Origin of the sequence: Alloactinosynnema sp. L-07 (assembly GCF_900070365.1) — a bacterium.
In the GTDB taxonomy this organism is placed as follows: domain Bacteria; phylum Actinomycetota; class Actinomycetes; order Mycobacteriales; family Pseudonocardiaceae; genus Actinokineospora.
On sequence record NZ_LN850107.1, the window covers coordinates 7,236,413 to 7,251,440 of the forward strand.

Here is a 15,028-nt window from a genome sequence, read left to right on the forward strand (position 1 = left end):
CGCCTATGAGGTGGCGCCCGGTGTGCATCGGATTCCGTTGCCGCTGCCCAACGACGGCCTCCACGCGGTCAACGTCTACGCCATCGCGACCTCCGAAGGTCTGGTGCTGATCGACTCCGGGTGGGCGTTGGCCGAGGCCCGTGACCTGCTCGAATCCGCCCTCGGCGGCATCGGTTTCGGGTTCGAGGACATCACCCGCTTCCTCATCACCCACTCCCATCGGGACCACTACACCCTCGCCGTCGAGGTTCGGCGGTTGTTCGGGACGCGGATCGCGGTGGGGATCGGGGAGCAGGCGAACTTCGAGGCGATCATCGAAGGGCAGGTCGAGGCGCAGTTCGCCGACATGATCAGTTGGGGCGCGGTCGAGTTGGCCGAGAAGTTGCGGCCGGTGTTCGCCAAGACCGACCATGACGCGGTCAAGCGGGTCTACGAACTGCCCGACGAGTGGATTCCCGGAGCCCAGGACATTGTCATCGGCGACCGAGTGTTGCGGGCCATCCCCACGCCCGGGCATACGCGGGGGCACCTTGTCTTCGCCGACCCGGAAGCCGGGCTGCTGTTCTCGGGCGACCACGTGTTGCCGCACATCACGCCGTCCATTGGGTTTGAGCCCGCGCGGGCCGAGTTGCCGCTGGGCGACTACCTGGACTCGTTGCGGCTGGTCCGGGCGATGCCGGACATGCGCATGATGCCCGCGCACGGGCCGGTCAGCGACAGTGTCCACACGCGCGTCGACGAGTTGCTTGTCCACCATGACGTTCGGCTCGCGGCGACGCTGGAAGCCGTCCGCGATGGGGCGGTGACCGCCTGGGATGCCGCGCACAAATTGTCTTGGACCAGTCGGGGGCGCAGGTTCGACGAGCTTGACACCTTCAACCGGACCCTGGCCGTCGGGGAGACCGCCGCGCATCTGGATGTCCTGGTGGTGCGGGGCGAACTCAAGTCGTCCACTGTGGACGGTGTGGTGGAGTACCTCCCGTTAGAACAGTGACGGCTGGCCGCCAGGGGCGGCGCCCTCGATGGCGAGCATCTTCAGTTTGGTGACCGAGCCTCCTGGCGCGGAGAAGCCGCCCATCTTGCCGTCGGCACCAAGAACCCGGTGGCAGGGCACGATGATCGGGCACGGGTTGCGGCCCAGCGCCTGGCCGACGGCCTGGGCCGAGCCGGGTAAGCCGATGGCGCGGGCGACTTCGCCGTAGGTCATCGTCTGGCCCGGTGGGATGGCGCGGGCCACGGCGTAGACCTTGAGGTTGAACTCGGGCAGGCCGGACAAGTCGAGTTCGACATCGGTCAGGTCGTCGGCATCGCCGTTCATCAGCGCTGTCATGCGGTCGATGGCGGCCGACACCGCGGGCGGTGGCGTGCCGGTGGGCGTGCCCGTGGCGGGCGGCAGCCGCACGCCGGTGATCCCGGTCGGTCCCCACGTGACACCGCACTGGCCGAGTTCCGTGTCGAACTGGGCGTACCCAGATTCCGTCATACCCGCAGTGTGCCCCACGGCACCGACAGAACTGGTGCCGTGGGGCGACACACTCAGTGACTCGGTTGCGGACCCGGCCCGAGCAGGTCGTCGAACAGGGCGCGGTAGCGGATCATGGCCTCCCGTAGGCGTTCGGTCGAGACCTGGGTGCGGGCGTTCTGGGTCTGGATGTCGTGGGCGGCCCGGTAGTGCTCCAGGGTCGACGCGTGGGCGACCGACAGGTCCGCGGCCTGCTGTTCGAAGCTCTCCGTCGGGTAGCCGCGCTCGGACATCAGGGCGTTGACCAGGTGGTCGGCCTCCTCGACGGCGGTACCGGGCCGGTCGACGAAGTGCTCCTGGACCAGGATCCACTGCTGGGCGTAGCGCTCGCGGGAGACGGGCGACAGCTGGTGGATGTCGAGTCCGTCGACCCGGCGCTCGCGTTCGCCCAGTTCGCGTTCGGCCTCGCGGCGCGGCTGTTCGCTGACCGCGCGGTCGTACTCGGGGCCGAACCGCTCGCGCAGGTGGCCGCGTTTGCGGCGGGCGTTGGCCAAGAACAACAGTCCTGCCACGATCACGATGATCGCGGCGACGATGGCGATGATCGCGCCGGTGGACATTGGTGCTCCTTCCGAAGGGTCGGATGCGTTCGGATACCCGCCCGAACGCGTCCGAAACCCCCGGTCAGCAGCCGCAGGCCACCGCGTGCGCGGGCGCGGTCAGCGGATCGACCTCGCCGCGGGTGCGGCCCGACGCCGTCTCGACCGCGAAACCCTCGCGGGCCCAGTACTCGAAACCGCCGAGCATCTCCCGCACCGGGTAGCCCAGTTCGGCGAACGCGAGCGCGGCCCGGGTCGCGCCGTTGCAGCCTGGACCCCAGCAGTAGGTGACGACGCGGGTTCCCGCCGGGACGAGGTCACGGGCCCGCGTGGCGATCTCGGCGGTCGGCAGGTGCAGCGCGCCGGGGATGTGGCCCTGGTCCCAGGAGACCGTCGAGCGGGAGTCGATCAGCACAAAGTCAATGGCATCCGGATTGACACGCACCTGCGCGCCGGCGAGTTTGTCGTTGTCGACCTTGCCCGCGGCAAAGTCGTCCGAAGCGGTCAGCGCGGCGTGCACGTCGCTGACGTCGGTCTCGAAGGCGAGGCGGGCGCGGAAGTGGGCGATGGCTTCGGTTGTCATGGGGCAATCCTCTGACCTGCGCCGAGCGAACGGGAGTGGCGTGAACGCCGCTGTTCGCTAAGATCTCGCCATGCCCACCGTGAGCGTCCTGGCCTACCCGGGCATGTCCGTGTTCGAACTCGGCATCGTGACCGAGGTCTTCGGCCTGCCCAGGCCCGAACTCGACGTCGACTGGTACCGCCTGACCGTCTGCGCCGAGCGCGGCGCGGTCCCGGTGATCGGCGGCGCGGTGCTGAACTCGGCCTTCGGGCTGGACGACCTCGCCGCCGCCGACACCGTGATCATTCCCGGCGTCGCCGACGTCCGCGGCCACTGCTCGCCCGGCCTGCTGGACGCCCTTCGCCAGGCGCACAAGCGCGGCGCTCGGCTCGTGTCGATCTGCTCCGGCGCGTTCGCCCTGGCCGAGGCCGGTCTGCTGGACGGCCGCCGCGCCGCGACGCACTGGCGCTACGCCGAGCTGCTGGCCGCCCGGTTCCCCGAGGTGATGGTCGACGCGGACGTGCTCTACGTCGATGAGGACGACGAAGTCCTCGACAACCGGGTTGGACAGGAATCCTTCAGCGATCTTGGCGAGCGTCCCGTCGTCGGTCGAGTCCTGACCAGCGCGGGCAGCGCCGCGGGCCTGGACCTGTGCGTCCACATCGTCCGCCGCGACTTCGGCGCCGCCGTGGCCAACGCGATCGCGCGCAGGCTCGTCGTACCGCCGCACCGGGAGGGCGGGCAGGCGCAGTTCATCGAGTCACCGGTCGCCGCCCCGGAGGACGACGCCGTGACCGCCAGCATGGCCTGGGCCATGGCCAACCTGACCGAGCCGATCACCGTGGCGGGCCTGGCCAGCCGGGCACACCTGTCCACCCGGTCCTACCTGCGGCGATTCAAGGACAGCAGCGGCACCAGCCCGATCCGCTGGCTGATCGCGCAGCGCGTGCAGGCGAGCCTGCCGCTGCTGGAGACCTCGGACCTCGCGGTCGCCGAGATCGCCGCGGCGGTCGGCTTCGACAGCCCGGTCACCTACCGGCATCACTTCACAAGATCGCTGCGGACATCGCCGTCGGCGTATCGAAAGGCGTTCCGCGGCTAGTCCTCTACGTGAACCAGGGTCGGATCGGCGAACTGGTACCCGACCCCGCGCACGGTCCTGATCAGCGCCTCGTCCGAGTCGATCTTGCTGCGCAGCCTGCGCACATGGACGTCGACCGTCCGCTCGCTGACGTAGGTCGTGTGCCAGACCTCGCTCATCAGGGTGCGGCGTCGGTGCACCCGCGCGGTCCGGGTGGCCAGGAACAGCAGCAGGTCGAACTCCAGCCGGGTGAGCGCGATCTCCCGACCCCGCCAGAACACCTGGCGGGACGGGGCGACCACGCGCAGCGGCGCGGCGCGGAGCAGAGGCACCACGACGCCCGGAGTCGCCTCGACGGTGCCGAGGGCGCTCAGGGCGTCGACCAGTTCCGCGGTGAGCTGCGGCATCCGGTCGGGCGTGGCGGTGAGGTGGACGGTCAGCGAGAGGGTGGTCGGTTCGGGCGCGCGCAGCAGTGGCGTTGCCATGGAGGTCCCCAAAGGTGAGTGCGGTGACAGGTGGCGGGAGCTGCGGTCATGGTCGACATCGCACGGCGGGAGTCACGGGACGCACACCCTGAGTCGACCAAAACAAGCACACACCGTCAACGCCGTCCCGGAGCCTGGGACGGCGTCAAGTCGCGGGAACTCTGCTGTCGAGAGAACTCCGTCGCGGGAACTCTGCTGTCGAGAGAACTCTGTCGCGGGAACTCTGCTGTCGAGAGAACTCCGTCACGGGAACTCTGCTGTCGAGAGAACTCCGTCACGGGAACTCTGCTGTCGAGAGAACTCCGTCACGGGAACTCTGCCGACGGCCCGAGGAGCTTGGGATCTTCACCATCGGGCCGTTGCACCGACCTACTCCGGGAAGTGCTCGATCGCCAGGTACGGGTGCAGCGGGCCCTCGGTGCGGGGCACGAACCACTCGTCGAAGTCCAGGCCGGGGGTGCCGAGCAGGTCGATGTCGTCCTCGCCCGCCTCCAGGTCGAACAGGCGCTCGTGGTCGAGGCCCGCGAAGGCGTGCTCGTCGAAGGCGGCGAAGATCTCCTTGACCGGCAGTTCGTCGAGCAGGCCCGCGAGGTCGAGCTGCACGGCCGCCTCGCCCTTGAGCACGTGCAGCGCCAGGGCCTCGGCCGTGCACAGCGGCGCGGTCCAGTCGGGCTGGGCCAGGCGGTAGCCCAGGATCGACGCGGTGACCAGGAACTGCTTGGCGAACAGCGCGCTGTAGTGGTCGGCGTAGCGCAGGGGCAGCTGGTTGATCACGCTCAGCGCCTCGACGTCATCGGCGGCGGACTCGGCGTCGTCGAGTTCCTGGATGTCGGCGAAGAGCTCGTCGGTGAGGATCTCCATGCCCTGCACCAGCGCGCCCGCGACGAGTTGGGCGGCCTCGGCGGAGATCGGGCAGTCCGGGTCGTCGGGGTCGTGGCCGAAGGCGGCGGCGTCGAAGGCGCGCAGGGTGGCCGCGGAGGTCAGCAGCTCGTCGCGCAGGGCGGCGATCTCCTCCTCCGTCAGCTCGGCGTCCTCGTCCTCGTCGTCCGGCTCGGCGGGCTTGGTGCCCAGCGCGGCCTCGAGGTCGTCGTCGGTGGCGATGACCTCGCAGCGCCCGACGGTCCAACCCTCGAGCAACTCGGTCTGCGCGATCAGCTCGGTCAGCACGTGCCGGGCGGCTTCCTCGGCGAAGGCCAGCGCGGGGGAGTCGACCAGCCAGGTGATCACCGCGCCGGTCGGGTGCACGGCGATGCGGTGGTCGAGCGGCTCGACCTCGATCCCGTCCGGGCCCTCGATCCCGGCCAGGAGATCGAGTTGCTCGTCGAGCAGGGCGGCCACGCCGTGGCGCTGCAGCGGGTCGAGGTCGGCGGTGCCCGCCTCGGGGGACAGGTCGGCGGTGAGCTGGTATTCCACGGGTGGAGTGTAGGAGCGACAGGGCGGGCGTGGGCGTCAGGGCGCGTCCCGGATGTCATCCAATCGTGTGCATAGATCATTTCGGGCGCGCGGGCGGCCGGATCGGTCGGCACCCTTGATCCGATGAACATCTACGTCGCGGGCATCCTTTGGGTCCTCGGCGCCGCCGCCGTCGCCGCTGTGGTCGCCTACCTCGTCCGTCGGATCGGTGAGACCGACGGCATCGTGGAGAACAACGAGGCCGCGGGGCAGGTGTTCACCATCGTCGGCGGGCTGCACGCCGTGCTGTTGGCCTTCGTGCTGATCTCCCTGTTCGACTCGGTGAGCGCCGCCGAGGAAGGCTCCTACCGCGAGGCCGACAGCCTCGTCGCCGCGTCCTGGGCCGCCGACGCGCTGGCCGAGCCGACCCGCAGCGAGGTCCGCGACCTGTCGATCTCCTACGCGGGCACGGTCGCCGACCAGGAATGGCCGCTGATGGTCCAGGGCAACGGCGATCCCGGCGACGACGGCTGGCGCCAGCTCGACCAGCTGCGCACCGCCGTCAGCGCCGCGACGGCCGAGGACGAGTGGCAGAACGACCAGAAGACCGAGGCCGCGGCCAAGCTGTGGGAGGTTTACCAGGCCCGGCAGGAACGGCTCAACGCCGCGGGCAGCGACGGCGTCAGCTCGGTGGTGTGGTTCGCGCTGGTGGGGGGCAGCGTCATGTCGATCGCCCTGCCGCTGCTGTTCGGCGGGCCGCGCCCGCGCACCCACATCCTGATCGTGTCCATCCTCGCGGGCACGCTGTCGCTGCTGCTGTTCGCCACCCACCAGCTGCAGAACCCGTACAGCGGCGGCGCCAAGATCGAGCCCGCGGCGTTCGAGTCCGTGATGGCACGGCTGCAGTGAGACGCAGGCTGGCGTCCGCGATCAGTCTCGGCGCGCTGTGCGTCGTGGGGGCGGCGGCGATGCTGGGTGGACCGGGAGAGGCGTCGCCGCGGCCTGGCGGCTGTCAGTTCCTGCGCGTGCACAACGTCGGTGACACTGGGCTCTCAGTGCTGACCAGGGTCCGGCTGTCCGACGGGATGATCGACCGGGTCGGCGCCTTGGGCTACCGGATCGACGCCATCGGGCACGTTCCCGGATCCTCGGTGTCCTACGGGCTCGCGTCGCGCGGGCTGGTCGGCGGGTTCCGCGACGGCGCGCACGTGGTCGCGTTCGACGCCAACGGGGCTGTGCGCGATCTCGGGCCGGTCCGCGGCGCCGTCCCGTGGGACCGGCTCCTCGACGCGAAGGCGGGCGCGATCGTCGGCGGCACGCTGGTCGTGCGCGACTCCCGGCGCCTGCATTCGATCGACATCGACCCGCGCAATCCGACATTCCTTCATGTCGTTAGGACAGTGGAGTTGCGACCGGCCGAACTGGCGCGCACGGTCGACGACTTCGGTGTCCGCGACGGGATGCTCTACGGCGTGACCACACACGTGTCGTTCCACGGGCGGGTGGTGAAGATCGACCCGACGACCGGCTCGGTGTCGTGGGTGCCGGGGCCGAGGCTGCCGGGTGGCCGGGCCTACGGCGCGGCCCTGATCGGCCCGGACGGCGCGCTGTACGCGGCGGGGAATCGGACGTGGGGGCGCAGCAGGCTGTTCCGGGTGGAACTGCGGGAGGATGCGCGGGTTCAGCCGGTCGCGGTGTGGCCCGCGGTCGACTCGGCGGACGCCACGGGCTGCGTCACGGGATCGACGCCGCCACCAGGGACGACACCACCAGGTTCGACACCACCAGGATCGACACCGGCGACGAGCGGGCCGAACCCGTTACCGCCGTCGCTGGGCAACGGGTCGGCGACGCAGACCAGGCCACCTGGACCGTCGGGCAGTGGATCGGTGACACAGACCAAGCCACCTGGTCCGCCGGGCAGTGGATCAGTGGCGCAGACTGTGCCGCCACTGTTCGGCAGTGGGTCAGCCGCGCAGGCCGTGCCGCTGCTTCCGGGGAGTGGATCAGCGGCGCAGACGGTGCCGCCAGCCCCGCCGGCGAGCGGGTCGGCCACTCAGGTCCAGCCGCCACCGCCGCCGCCCGTGCACGGGTCGGCGACGCAGGTTCCGCCGCCACCGCTGTCCGCGGGGGGTGAGCTGGCCGTGGTCGTGCCACCGGTTCCGCCGCTTCCGGGGGGCAGCGGGTCGGTGACGGTGGCCGTGCCGCCGCAGCCGCCCGTAGGTGGCTCGGCCACGCACGTCCGGCCGCCGCCCCCGGCGCAGGCGCCGCCGAGTGGGTCGGCGACTCAGCAGCGGCCCCCGGTGAGTCCGGTCCGCGCGACCTCGGCCACCGCCCCGACGAGTTCGACTAGTCCGACGAATCCGACGAATCCGACGAACCCGGCGGTCCAGGCGCAGCCGCAGGTACCCGCGGCCCGCAAACCCTTCGGTCCGCCGCCGAAAGCGGTACCGCAGCTGGACGACGACACGGACGACAAGACGGCCAAGAAACGCCGCTGGAGCGTGGCCGTACTGGTGCTCGTGCTCGGCGCGGGTGCCGCGATGGCCGCCCACCGGCACCGCTGACCGGACGGGACCCGGGGCCGCGCGTGCGAGGAGCGCGGCCCCGGGGTGGTGATCAGCCGGTGTAGAGGGTCAAGCCGTAGGCGGACATCGCCTCCCGGACGGGCTGGAAGAACGTCGTCCCGCCTGAGGTGCAGTTGCCGGAACCGCCCGAGGTCATGCCCTGGGCCTGGACCCGGCCGCTGACCACGGCGCTGACGAACGACCCGCCGGAGTCACCGGGCTGGGCGCACGCGCTGGTCCTGGTGAGCCCGCCGACGATCTGGCCGCCGCCGTAGTTCACCGTCTGGTTGAACGCCTGCACGGTGCCGCAGCGCCAGCCGGTGGTCGAGCCGGACCGGCAGACGGCGCCGCCGACCGGGGTGACCGTGGAGCCCGCGACCGTCACGTCCGAGCCGCTGGAGTAGCGGTCGACGAGCGGGGTGGACACCGCGGCCGAGCTGGTGACCCGGATGATCCCGTAGTCGTTGGTCGGGAACGAGGAGCCCGCGACCGGGCCGATCGTCCCGCCCGTGCCCGACACGGTGCCGCCCAGGTTGGTGCAGTGGCCCGCGGTGATCACGTACCGGGTGCCCGACGCGTTGCGGGCGTTGAAGCCAACCGAGCAGCGGCCGCTGCCGAAGTAGATCGCCTGGCCGCCGATGATGTTCCACAGCGGACGCGGCGCGTCGGTCACCGCCTCGACCCGCACTGCTTTGTTGCCCGACGCGTTGGCCCAGGCCAGACCGGCCGGGTCGCCGCGCAGGACCGACACCACGACCTGGTTGGTCGGGGCGTCGACGTACCAGCCGGTGACCGAGTCGGGCACCGAGGCGGTTCGGGCGTCCAGAGTGGACTGCACCGCCGACAGCGTGGCGGCGCTGTGCCGGACGACCTTGGCCACCGCACCCGCCGCGCGGACCTCACCCGCGCGGTTGGCGTCGGTGACCGCCACGACGAACTTGCCCGTCGTGGCGTCCAACCAGGAGTTTGCGTAAGCGCCGCCGAGCTGCTCGCGCAGGGTTTGCTCGGCGGTGGCGAGCCTGGCCGGGTCCGCGGCGGCGTCCAGTGCGGACGGAGCGGCGGCGGCGGGGGTGGCCAGCGCGGCGATACTCACCGCGGCGCAGGCCAGGGACAGGGTTGTGCTCAGGGAACGTCGACTCACGAACGGCCTCCATCGGCAGGGTTGACTGGGCCGGCCTTGTGAACGGTGCACACCTGTCGAAGGACGCTACGCCCGACACCCGACGATCGGTACCGGCTATCCGTGCGCAGGAAGGGCCCGCAATCAGTAACCATCCGTCGCCGATTCATGCGATTGGGTGACTTTCCAACCGGGTGACGCCACCGGTGTCGCAACCGTGCGTACGGCTGGTGTTCACCAAGCGCGGAGTGGTGTAGGGGCGGGAGAGCGCCCCGGAGCTGGTCCGGCACGACCGTGCTCCGGGGCGCGCACTCTCGACAGATCCGCCCCGCCGGGGGTGACAGCGGGCCTCGATGCGGTTCGCGAGCCTGGTGCCCAGCGAGTATGAGCCGCGGGCCTGGCTCGGTCCAGTATTACTGGACGGTAATCACGAGGGAATCACGAGGGAATCACGCGCCTACGCAGCGTGCGTCCGGGATGGACGCCCCTCACTCGATCGGCTTGCAGTCCGCGCGCGACCGGTTGCCGGGGCGGAATAGTGCGTAGCGTTTCACCATCCGCGAACGTCGGGTCGGGAGTTGCTGTCGGGGACGGCACGGGCAGCCGGATGGGGCATAGACAGATGGACGGGGCCGCATACCAACGCGTCCTCGGGCGCGAACTGCAGCAGCTGCGGGTCCGGCGCAAGTGGACCAGGGCGCAACTGGTGCAGCGGCTGCCCGGGGAGCTCTCCGCGCAGGCGCTCGCCTCGTATGAGACCGGCACGCGGTCCTGCACCGTGGTGCGGTTCGTCGAACTGTGCGCCGCACTGGACGCCTCCCCGCACGACTTGCTGGAGCGGGTGCACGACCAGGTGGCCCAGACCCTCTACCCGGCCACCCTGCGCGTCGACCTGATCCGGCTCGCCGAGGTCGACCGTCCGCAGTTGGCACCCGCGCGTGGCTGGGCGCACGCCGAGGTGGCCAGACACGCCGCGCCCGCCCGTGAACTCGACCTCTCCGCCCTGGAATCGCTGGCGGCGCTGTGCGGCCTGCCGACTGTCGAGTTGATACGGATGCTGCGCGAGGTCGCACCCGTGGCGTGACCGGGTCTCCCGGTCCTGTCGATGGCTGGTTATTTTCCGCCATGAATTCGATCGTTAGTTTCCTATGCTAATCGTATCCGGGCGCCCGCGCAGCGTGAGAATTACTCGGCAGGTCGTCCGGTGTGAGCGTGATCGCAACCTCCCGAACGTCTTCAATTTCGCTGCCGTTCACCCGTGAACAAGAGTATTTGCGGGCACGGTCGGGGTGCGCCAGACGATGGGAGAAACCCAATATGGCCGTCGCCCGGTTTCAGATCTACAGATCGGCCTCCACCGGGGTCACGTGGCGATTTCTTTCCGCTAACAACCGCAGCATCGGTCAGGCCGCGGACACGTTCGACGACGCAAGTAGTTGTGCCGTAGCGCTTCGTGACCTCTGCGAACGGCTCAGCTCGGCGTCGGTGATCATCAATCGAGAGGGCCCCAAACAGTTGTGGGCATGGCGCATCCGTATCGCCGACCAGGATCTTGCGGTTTCCAGTAGGCGATACCACCGGCGCGTTCAGGCCAGTTATGCCTGCCGCAGTTTCCTCGAACTCGTCGCCGAGGCGCCGAACTCGGAACTGCCACGTCTGGTGCATTTCTGATGGTCGATTCCGGGTATTCCCGGTGCATCCATTCGGCCTATCGGCGTCCGCCCGATCTGGCCCGTTCGTTCGTTGTTCATGAAGGGCACCGGATCCGGTCAACTCGGCGCGATTGGCTACGGACACATCTTTGCCCACCTTTGTGGAGAAACCCCGCATGTCACAAGTGATCGTCGCGCCAGACGCCGTCGGCGTGCCGCCGCACGGCGATGGACCGCGCCGCCGGGTTCGCCCCTCCGGCGGCGCCGACCGGGTATTCCGGATCGGGCTGCGCCTGGCGGGCGGGTCGGTTCTGCTGATCATGGCGACGGTGGGCCTGTTCCTCGCCACCAACGGCGCCGACGCGTTCGCCAAGGGCGGCTGGAGCTTCTTCACCACCCAGGCGTGGGAGCCGGACTCGATCAACTTCGGCATCGCCGCGGTGCTCATCGGCACGCTGCTGATCGCCGCGGTCGCGCTCGCGGTCGCGTTCCCGCTGGCCCTGGCGACGGCGCTGTTCATCTCCGAGTACGCCAAGGGCAAGGTCAAGGCGTTCGCCACGACGATGATCGACGGTATGGCCGCGGTGCCCAGCGTGGTCTTCGGTCTGGTCGGCGCCAACTATCTGCAGTGGGAGGGCGCGGATATCCCGAAGTGGCTGTCCATCCAGTTCGGCTGGATCCCGTTCCTCAGCGTCGACGGCGCCGACCCGGACAACCCGCTGGCCAGTGACTCGGTCTACGCCACGTCGACCTTCTGGGCGGGACTGGTCGTCGGGTTCATGGTCATGCCCTTCATCTGCTCGGTCATGCGGGAGGCGTTCTCCCAGGCGCCCGCGGGCGAGCGCGAAGGTGCCTTCGCCCTCGGCGCGACGAAGTGGGGCATGATCCGCAGCGTCGTGCTGCCGTTCGGCCGCAGCGGCGCGATCGGCGGCACCATGCTCGGCCTCGGCCGCGCGCTCGGCGAGACGATCGCCGTCGCGATGATCATCCCGGTGATCTTCCGCATCCAGCCGCACATCCTGGAGAAGGGCGGCTCCTCGGTCTCCGCCCTGATCGCGCAGAAATGGGGCGCGGCGAGCCCGTTCGGTCTCTCGGCGCTCATGGCCGCCGGGCTGACCCTGTTCGCACTGACCCTGGTGGTCAACTTCGGCGCGTCCGCGATCATCGCGCGCAGCCGGTCGGGTCAGGGGAGCGACTGATGTCCACTGTGGAAATCGACAACGATCTCGGAGATCAGCGAGAGAACTCTGCTGTCCTGATCTCCGACACGAAACCAGAGCGGCCGGAGCGGCGGCGCGACACCCGGTCCATCGGCCGGACCGACATCGCGTCGGGGATCGGTGCCGCCGCGTCGTCGATCGCGATGACCGCGCTGCTGTTCGACCAGATCGCCCCGTTCTCCGGCGCCATCGGGTTCATCTGCATCGCCTATCCGCTCTTCCTTGGGCTCTACGCGCTGCTTGTGTCCCTGGAGAACAACTCGCTCGCGGTCCGGGACAAACTCGCGTCCGCGGTGATGTGGAGCGTCGCGATCTTGGTGCTCTGCGCCCTGGCGGGCATCATCTTCTATCCGGTGTTCAGTGCGTGGCACGTGTTGGGCATGAGCAACTTCTACACCGAGGACATGGCCAACGCCGGTCCGCTCGACCCGCTGGAACTCGGCGGCGTCCTGCACGCGGTGGTGGGCACGCTTACCCAGATCACCATCGCCCTGCTGATCACGGTGCCGCTCGGCCTGGCCTGCGCGGTGTTCCTCAACGAGACGCGCGGGGTGTTCACCAGGACCGTGCGCACCGTCGTCGAGGCGATGACCGCGCTGCCGTCCATCGTCGCGGGCCTGTTCATCTACGCGTCGCTGATCCTTGTCGTCGGCGTCGAGCGGTCCGGGTTCGCCGCGGGCTGCGCGATCAGCGTGATGATGCTGCCGATCATGATCCGGGCGGCGGACGTGGTCGTCCGGCTCGTGCCGAGTTCGCTGAAGGAAGCCGCCTACGCGATGGGCTCTGGTCAGCTGCGGACGGCGTTGTTCGTCACGCTGCCCACCGCGCGCTCCGGTCTGACCACGAGCGTCCTGCTCGCGACCGCGCGCGGGGTCGGCGAGACCTCCCCGGTGCTGATCACCGCCGGTCTGACGCCGTTCTTCAACTTCGACCCGTTCAGCGGTCCGCAGGTGTCGCTGCCGCTGGCCACCTACAGCATGGTGACCTCTCCCGAGTCGGAGATGAAGCAGCGCGGTTTCGGCGCGGCGGTCGTGCTCATCGCGTTGGTGGTCGTCCTGTTCACCCTCGCCAGGATCATCGGTGGCCGCGAGGCGGGCAACCTGTCCGCGGGCCAGCTGCGCAGGCGGGCCAAAGCGTCCGAACGGGACAGTCAGCGCTTCAAGGATCGTTCGCGCGCGCGGGCGAAGCACCGCGAAAACGTTTGGTCGGAACCGCAACGAGGAGTGTCATGACCGTCCGCGACCATCTGAACGACCGCAGGCGCGGGTCCGGCCGCGCGGCCGGGTTGATGGCGGTGCTGACCGTGCTGTTCACCGTGGTCGTCGGCTTCGCGCCGACGGCGACGGCGGCCGAGGACTATGTGCCGATCACCGGCTCCGGCTCGTCGTGGAGTTTCAACGCGATCGACCAGTGGCGCAAGAACGTCCTGCAGTACGGGATGCGGGTGACCTATTCGGACACCGGGTCGACCACCGGCCGAAACCAGTTCAAGGTCAGCCAGGTCGACTTCGCCGTGTCGGAGATCCCCTACGGTCTCACCGACGCGGGCGTCACCGACTACGGCCCGCCCGCGGGCTCGTACGCGTACATGCCGATCGTGGCCGGTGGCACGTCGCTGATGTACAACCTCAAGATCGGTGGCCAGCGCGTCACGAACCTGCGGCTGTCCGGCGACCTGGTGGCCAAGCTGTTCACCGGCGTGATCACCAACTGGAGCGACCCGGCCATCAAGGCCGAGAACCCCGGCCTGAACCTGCCCGCGCGCAAGGTCATCCCGGTGGTCCGCGGCGACGGCTCCGGCTCCACCGCGCAGTTCACCAACTGGCTGGCCAGCAGGCACACGGGCATCTGGGACAACTACTGCCGCAAGGCGGGCCGCTCCACCCCGTGTGGCTTCACCTCGAACTTCCCCGTGGTCGACCCGGTCATCCCGCAGGACAAGTCCTACGGCGTGTCCAATTACGTTCGCCAGGACCAGGCCGAGGGCGCCATCACCTACGTCGAGTACTCCTACGCCAAGGGCGCGGGCTTCCCGGTGGCGAAGCTGCTCAACGAGGCGGGCTACTACGTCGCGCCCACCCCGGAAGCGGTCGCGGTGGCCCTGCTCAAAGCGCAGATCCGCCAGGACCTGACCCAGGAACTCGGCCAGGTCTACGTCGACGGCGACAAGCGCACCTACCCGCTGTCCAGCTACAGCTACATGATCCTGCCGACGCAGACCAACCAGCGTTTCACCACCGAAAAGGGCAAGACGCTCGGCGCGTTCTCGTACTACTTCCTGTGCGAGGGACAGCAGCAGGCGGGCAGGCTCGGTTTCTCGCCGCTGCCGATCAACCTGGTGCAGGCCGGACTCGAACAGGTCCGCCGCATCCCCGGCGCGCAGGTGAACAACCTCGACATCAAGAAGTGCAACAACCCGACGTTCTCCACCGACGGCACCAACACGCTGGCCAAGAACGCGCCCATGCCCAAGGAGTGCGACCGCAAGGGCGGGCCAGGCCAGTGTGAGGACGCGACCGGTGGCGCGACCACGCCGACCAAGAACACCGGCGGTGGCGCCAAGGCGGGTACGAACACCGGCGCGGGGGCGAACAACGCGGGCGCGGGAGCGGCCCAACCCGGGGCGGCGGCCCCAGGGGCCGCGGCGGGGCCCGCGGCCGAGGGCGGTCCAGCCGCCGAGGAGACCGTGGACGAGAACGGCAACGTGGTCAACCGGGCTGGGCAGAGCGCGTCCGCCGTGCCGGTCTCGGTCGACCTGCCCGCCGACGACAACTTCCTGCTCATCGTCGTGGCGGTCGTGTTGCTGCTGGCGTTGGTGGTCGGCCCGCCGCTCGTGGCGCGGCTGCTGAATCGGCGAGGGGGCCAGGTATGAGTCGGGTGCGTTCGCT

15 protein-coding genes are annotated in these 15,028 nt (G+C 69.7%); 9 read left to right on the plus strand and 6 right to left on the minus strand.

What is annotated here, in order from left to right; translation table 11 throughout:
* Positions 1-22 precede the first annotated feature (22 nt).
* Complete coding sequence (locus BN1701_RS33030) at positions 23-994, plus strand: MBL fold metallo-hydrolase (RefSeq protein WP_231949787.1); 972 nt, start codon at positions 23-25, stop codon at positions 992-994.
* On the opposite strand, the gene BN1701_RS33035 is transcribed toward BN1701_RS33030, so the two are convergent.
* From BN1701_RS33035 to BN1701_RS33045, 3 genes are all read right to left on the minus strand, one after another.
* Positions 983-1,483 (minus strand): methylated-DNA--[protein]-cysteine S-methyltransferase, encoded by a 501-nt coding sequence (locus tag BN1701_RS33035; RefSeq protein WP_054055357.1) that lies wholly within the window; start codon positions 1,481-1,483, stop codon positions 983-985. The two genes, BN1701_RS33030 and BN1701_RS33035, sit on opposite strands and share 12 nt — an antisense overlap.
* Positions 1,484-1,536: 53 nt before the next feature.
* Positions 1,537-2,082 (minus strand): hypothetical protein, encoded by a 546-nt coding sequence (locus BN1701_RS33040; protein ID WP_054055359.1) that lies wholly within the window; start codon positions 2,080-2,082, stop codon positions 1,537-1,539.
* Positions 2,083-2,146: 64 nt separating this feature from the next.
* Complete coding sequence (locus BN1701_RS33045; protein ID WP_054055361.1) at positions 2,147-2,644, minus strand: rhodanese-like domain-containing protein; 498 nt, start codon at positions 2,642-2,644, stop codon at positions 2,147-2,149.
* Between the two features lie 70 nt (positions 2,645-2,714).
* Between BN1701_RS33045 and BN1701_RS33050 the strand changes: the two genes are divergently transcribed.
* On the plus strand, positions 2,715-3,725 hold the full coding sequence (locus BN1701_RS33050; protein ID WP_054055363.1) for a helix-turn-helix domain-containing protein: 1,011 nt from the start codon (positions 2,715-2,717) through the stop codon (positions 3,723-3,725).
* Here BN1701_RS33050 and BN1701_RS33055 read toward each other — a convergent pair.
* Positions 3,722-4,189, minus strand: coding sequence for a winged helix-turn-helix domain-containing protein (locus tag BN1701_RS33055; protein ID WP_054055365.1), 468 nt, complete (start codon positions 4,187-4,189; stop codon positions 3,722-3,724). The two genes, BN1701_RS33050 and BN1701_RS33055, sit on opposite strands and share 4 nt — an antisense overlap.
* A 369-nt stretch (positions 4,190-4,558) precedes the next feature.
* Positions 4,559-5,602 (minus strand): hypothetical protein, encoded by a 1,044-nt coding sequence (locus tag BN1701_RS33060; protein ID WP_054055367.1) that lies wholly within the window; start codon positions 5,600-5,602, stop codon positions 4,559-4,561.
* Positions 5,603-5,725: 123 nt separating this feature from the next.
* Between BN1701_RS33060 and BN1701_RS33065 the strand changes: the two genes are divergently transcribed.
* The gene (locus BN1701_RS33065) at positions 5,726-6,490 is read left to right on the plus strand and encodes a DUF4239 domain-containing protein (RefSeq protein WP_054055368.1); all 765 of its coding nucleotides are present in this window, start codon (positions 5,726-5,728) and stop codon (positions 6,488-6,490) included.
* A complete protein-coding gene (locus BN1701_RS33070; RefSeq protein WP_054055369.1) occupies positions 6,487-8,148 on the plus strand; it encodes a hypothetical protein in 1,662 nt (553 codons plus the stop codon). The genes BN1701_RS33065 and BN1701_RS33070 overlap by 4 nt, the downstream gene beginning before the upstream one ends.
* Positions 8,149-8,200: 52 nt before the next feature.
* Here BN1701_RS33070 and BN1701_RS33075 read toward each other — a convergent pair whose 3' ends face one another.
* Entirely contained in the window at positions 8,201-9,289 is a 1,089-nt protein-coding gene (locus tag BN1701_RS33075; protein ID WP_054055370.1) for a S1 family peptidase, read from the minus strand.
* A 601-nt stretch (positions 9,290-9,890) separates the two neighbouring features.
* Here BN1701_RS33075 and BN1701_RS33080 point away from each other — a divergent pair.
* From BN1701_RS33080 to BN1701_RS33095, 5 genes are all read left to right on the plus strand, one after another.
* Positions 9,891-10,352: a helix-turn-helix domain-containing protein gene (locus BN1701_RS33080; protein ID WP_054055371.1), complete on the plus strand. Its 462-nt coding sequence runs from the start codon at positions 9,891-9,893 to the stop codon at positions 10,350-10,352.
* 122 nt (positions 10,353-10,474) lie between these two features.
* A complete protein-coding gene (locus BN1701_RS35070) occupies positions 10,475-10,939 on the plus strand; it encodes a hypothetical protein (protein ID WP_231949788.1) in 465 nt (154 codons plus the stop codon).
* A gap of 157 nt (positions 10,940-11,096) precedes the next feature.
* The gene (pstC, locus tag BN1701_RS33085) at positions 11,097-12,119 is read left to right on the plus strand and encodes a phosphate ABC transporter permease subunit PstC (protein WP_054055372.1); all 1,023 of its coding nucleotides are present in this window, start codon (positions 11,097-11,099) and stop codon (positions 12,117-12,119) included.
* Positions 12,119-13,372, plus strand: a complete 1,254-nt coding sequence (locus tag BN1701_RS33090; RefSeq protein WP_082860217.1) for a PstA family ABC transporter permease — start codon at positions 12,119-12,121, stop codon at positions 13,370-13,372. The genes pstC and BN1701_RS33090 overlap by 1 nt, the downstream gene beginning before the upstream one ends.
* A complete protein-coding gene (locus BN1701_RS33095; RefSeq protein ID WP_067521005.1) occupies positions 13,369-15,012 on the plus strand; it encodes a phosphate ABC transporter substrate-binding protein PstS in 1,644 nt (547 codons plus the stop codon). Before BN1701_RS33090 ends, BN1701_RS33095 begins: the two co-directional genes overlap by 4 nt.
* Positions 15,013-15,028 lie beyond the last annotated feature (16 nt).

Excerpts from the sequence above, each read along its gene's own strand:
- BN1701_RS33035 (WP_054055357.1), bottom strand. The coding sequence starts at position 1,483 with ATGACGGAATCTGGGTACGCCCAGTTCGACACGGAACTCGGCCAGTGC.
- BN1701_RS33040 (WP_054055359.1), bottom strand. The coding sequence starts at position 2,082 with ATGTCCACCGGCGCGATCATCGCCATCGTCGCCGCGATCATCGTGATC.
- BN1701_RS33045 (WP_054055361.1), bottom strand. The coding sequence starts at position 2,644 with ATGACAACCGAAGCCATCGCCCACTTCCGCGCCCGCCTCGCCTTCGAG.
- BN1701_RS33050 (WP_054055363.1), top strand. The coding sequence starts at position 2,715 with ATGCCCACCGTGAGCGTCCTGGCCTACCCGGGCATGTCCGTGTTCGAA.
- BN1701_RS33055 (WP_054055365.1), bottom strand. The coding sequence starts at position 4,189 with ATGGCAACGCCACTGCTGCGCGCGCCCGAACCGACCACCCTCTCGCTG.
- BN1701_RS33065 (WP_054055368.1), top strand. The coding sequence starts at position 5,726 with ATGAACATCTACGTCGCGGGCATCCTTTGGGTCCTCGGCGCCGCCGCC.
- BN1701_RS33080 (WP_054055371.1), top strand. The coding sequence starts at position 9,891 with ATGGACGGGGCCGCATACCAACGCGTCCTCGGGCGCGAACTGCAGCAG.
- pstC (WP_054055372.1), top strand. The coding sequence starts at position 11,097 with ATGTCACAAGTGATCGTCGCGCCAGACGCCGTCGGCGTGCCGCCGCAC.
- BN1701_RS33090 (WP_082860217.1), top strand. The coding sequence starts at position 12,119 with ATGTCCACTGTGGAAATCGACAACGATCTCGGAGATCAGCGAGAGAAC.
- BN1701_RS33095 (WP_067521005.1), top strand. The coding sequence starts at position 13,369 with ATGACCGTCCGCGACCATCTGAACGACCGCAGGCGCGGGTCCGGCCGC.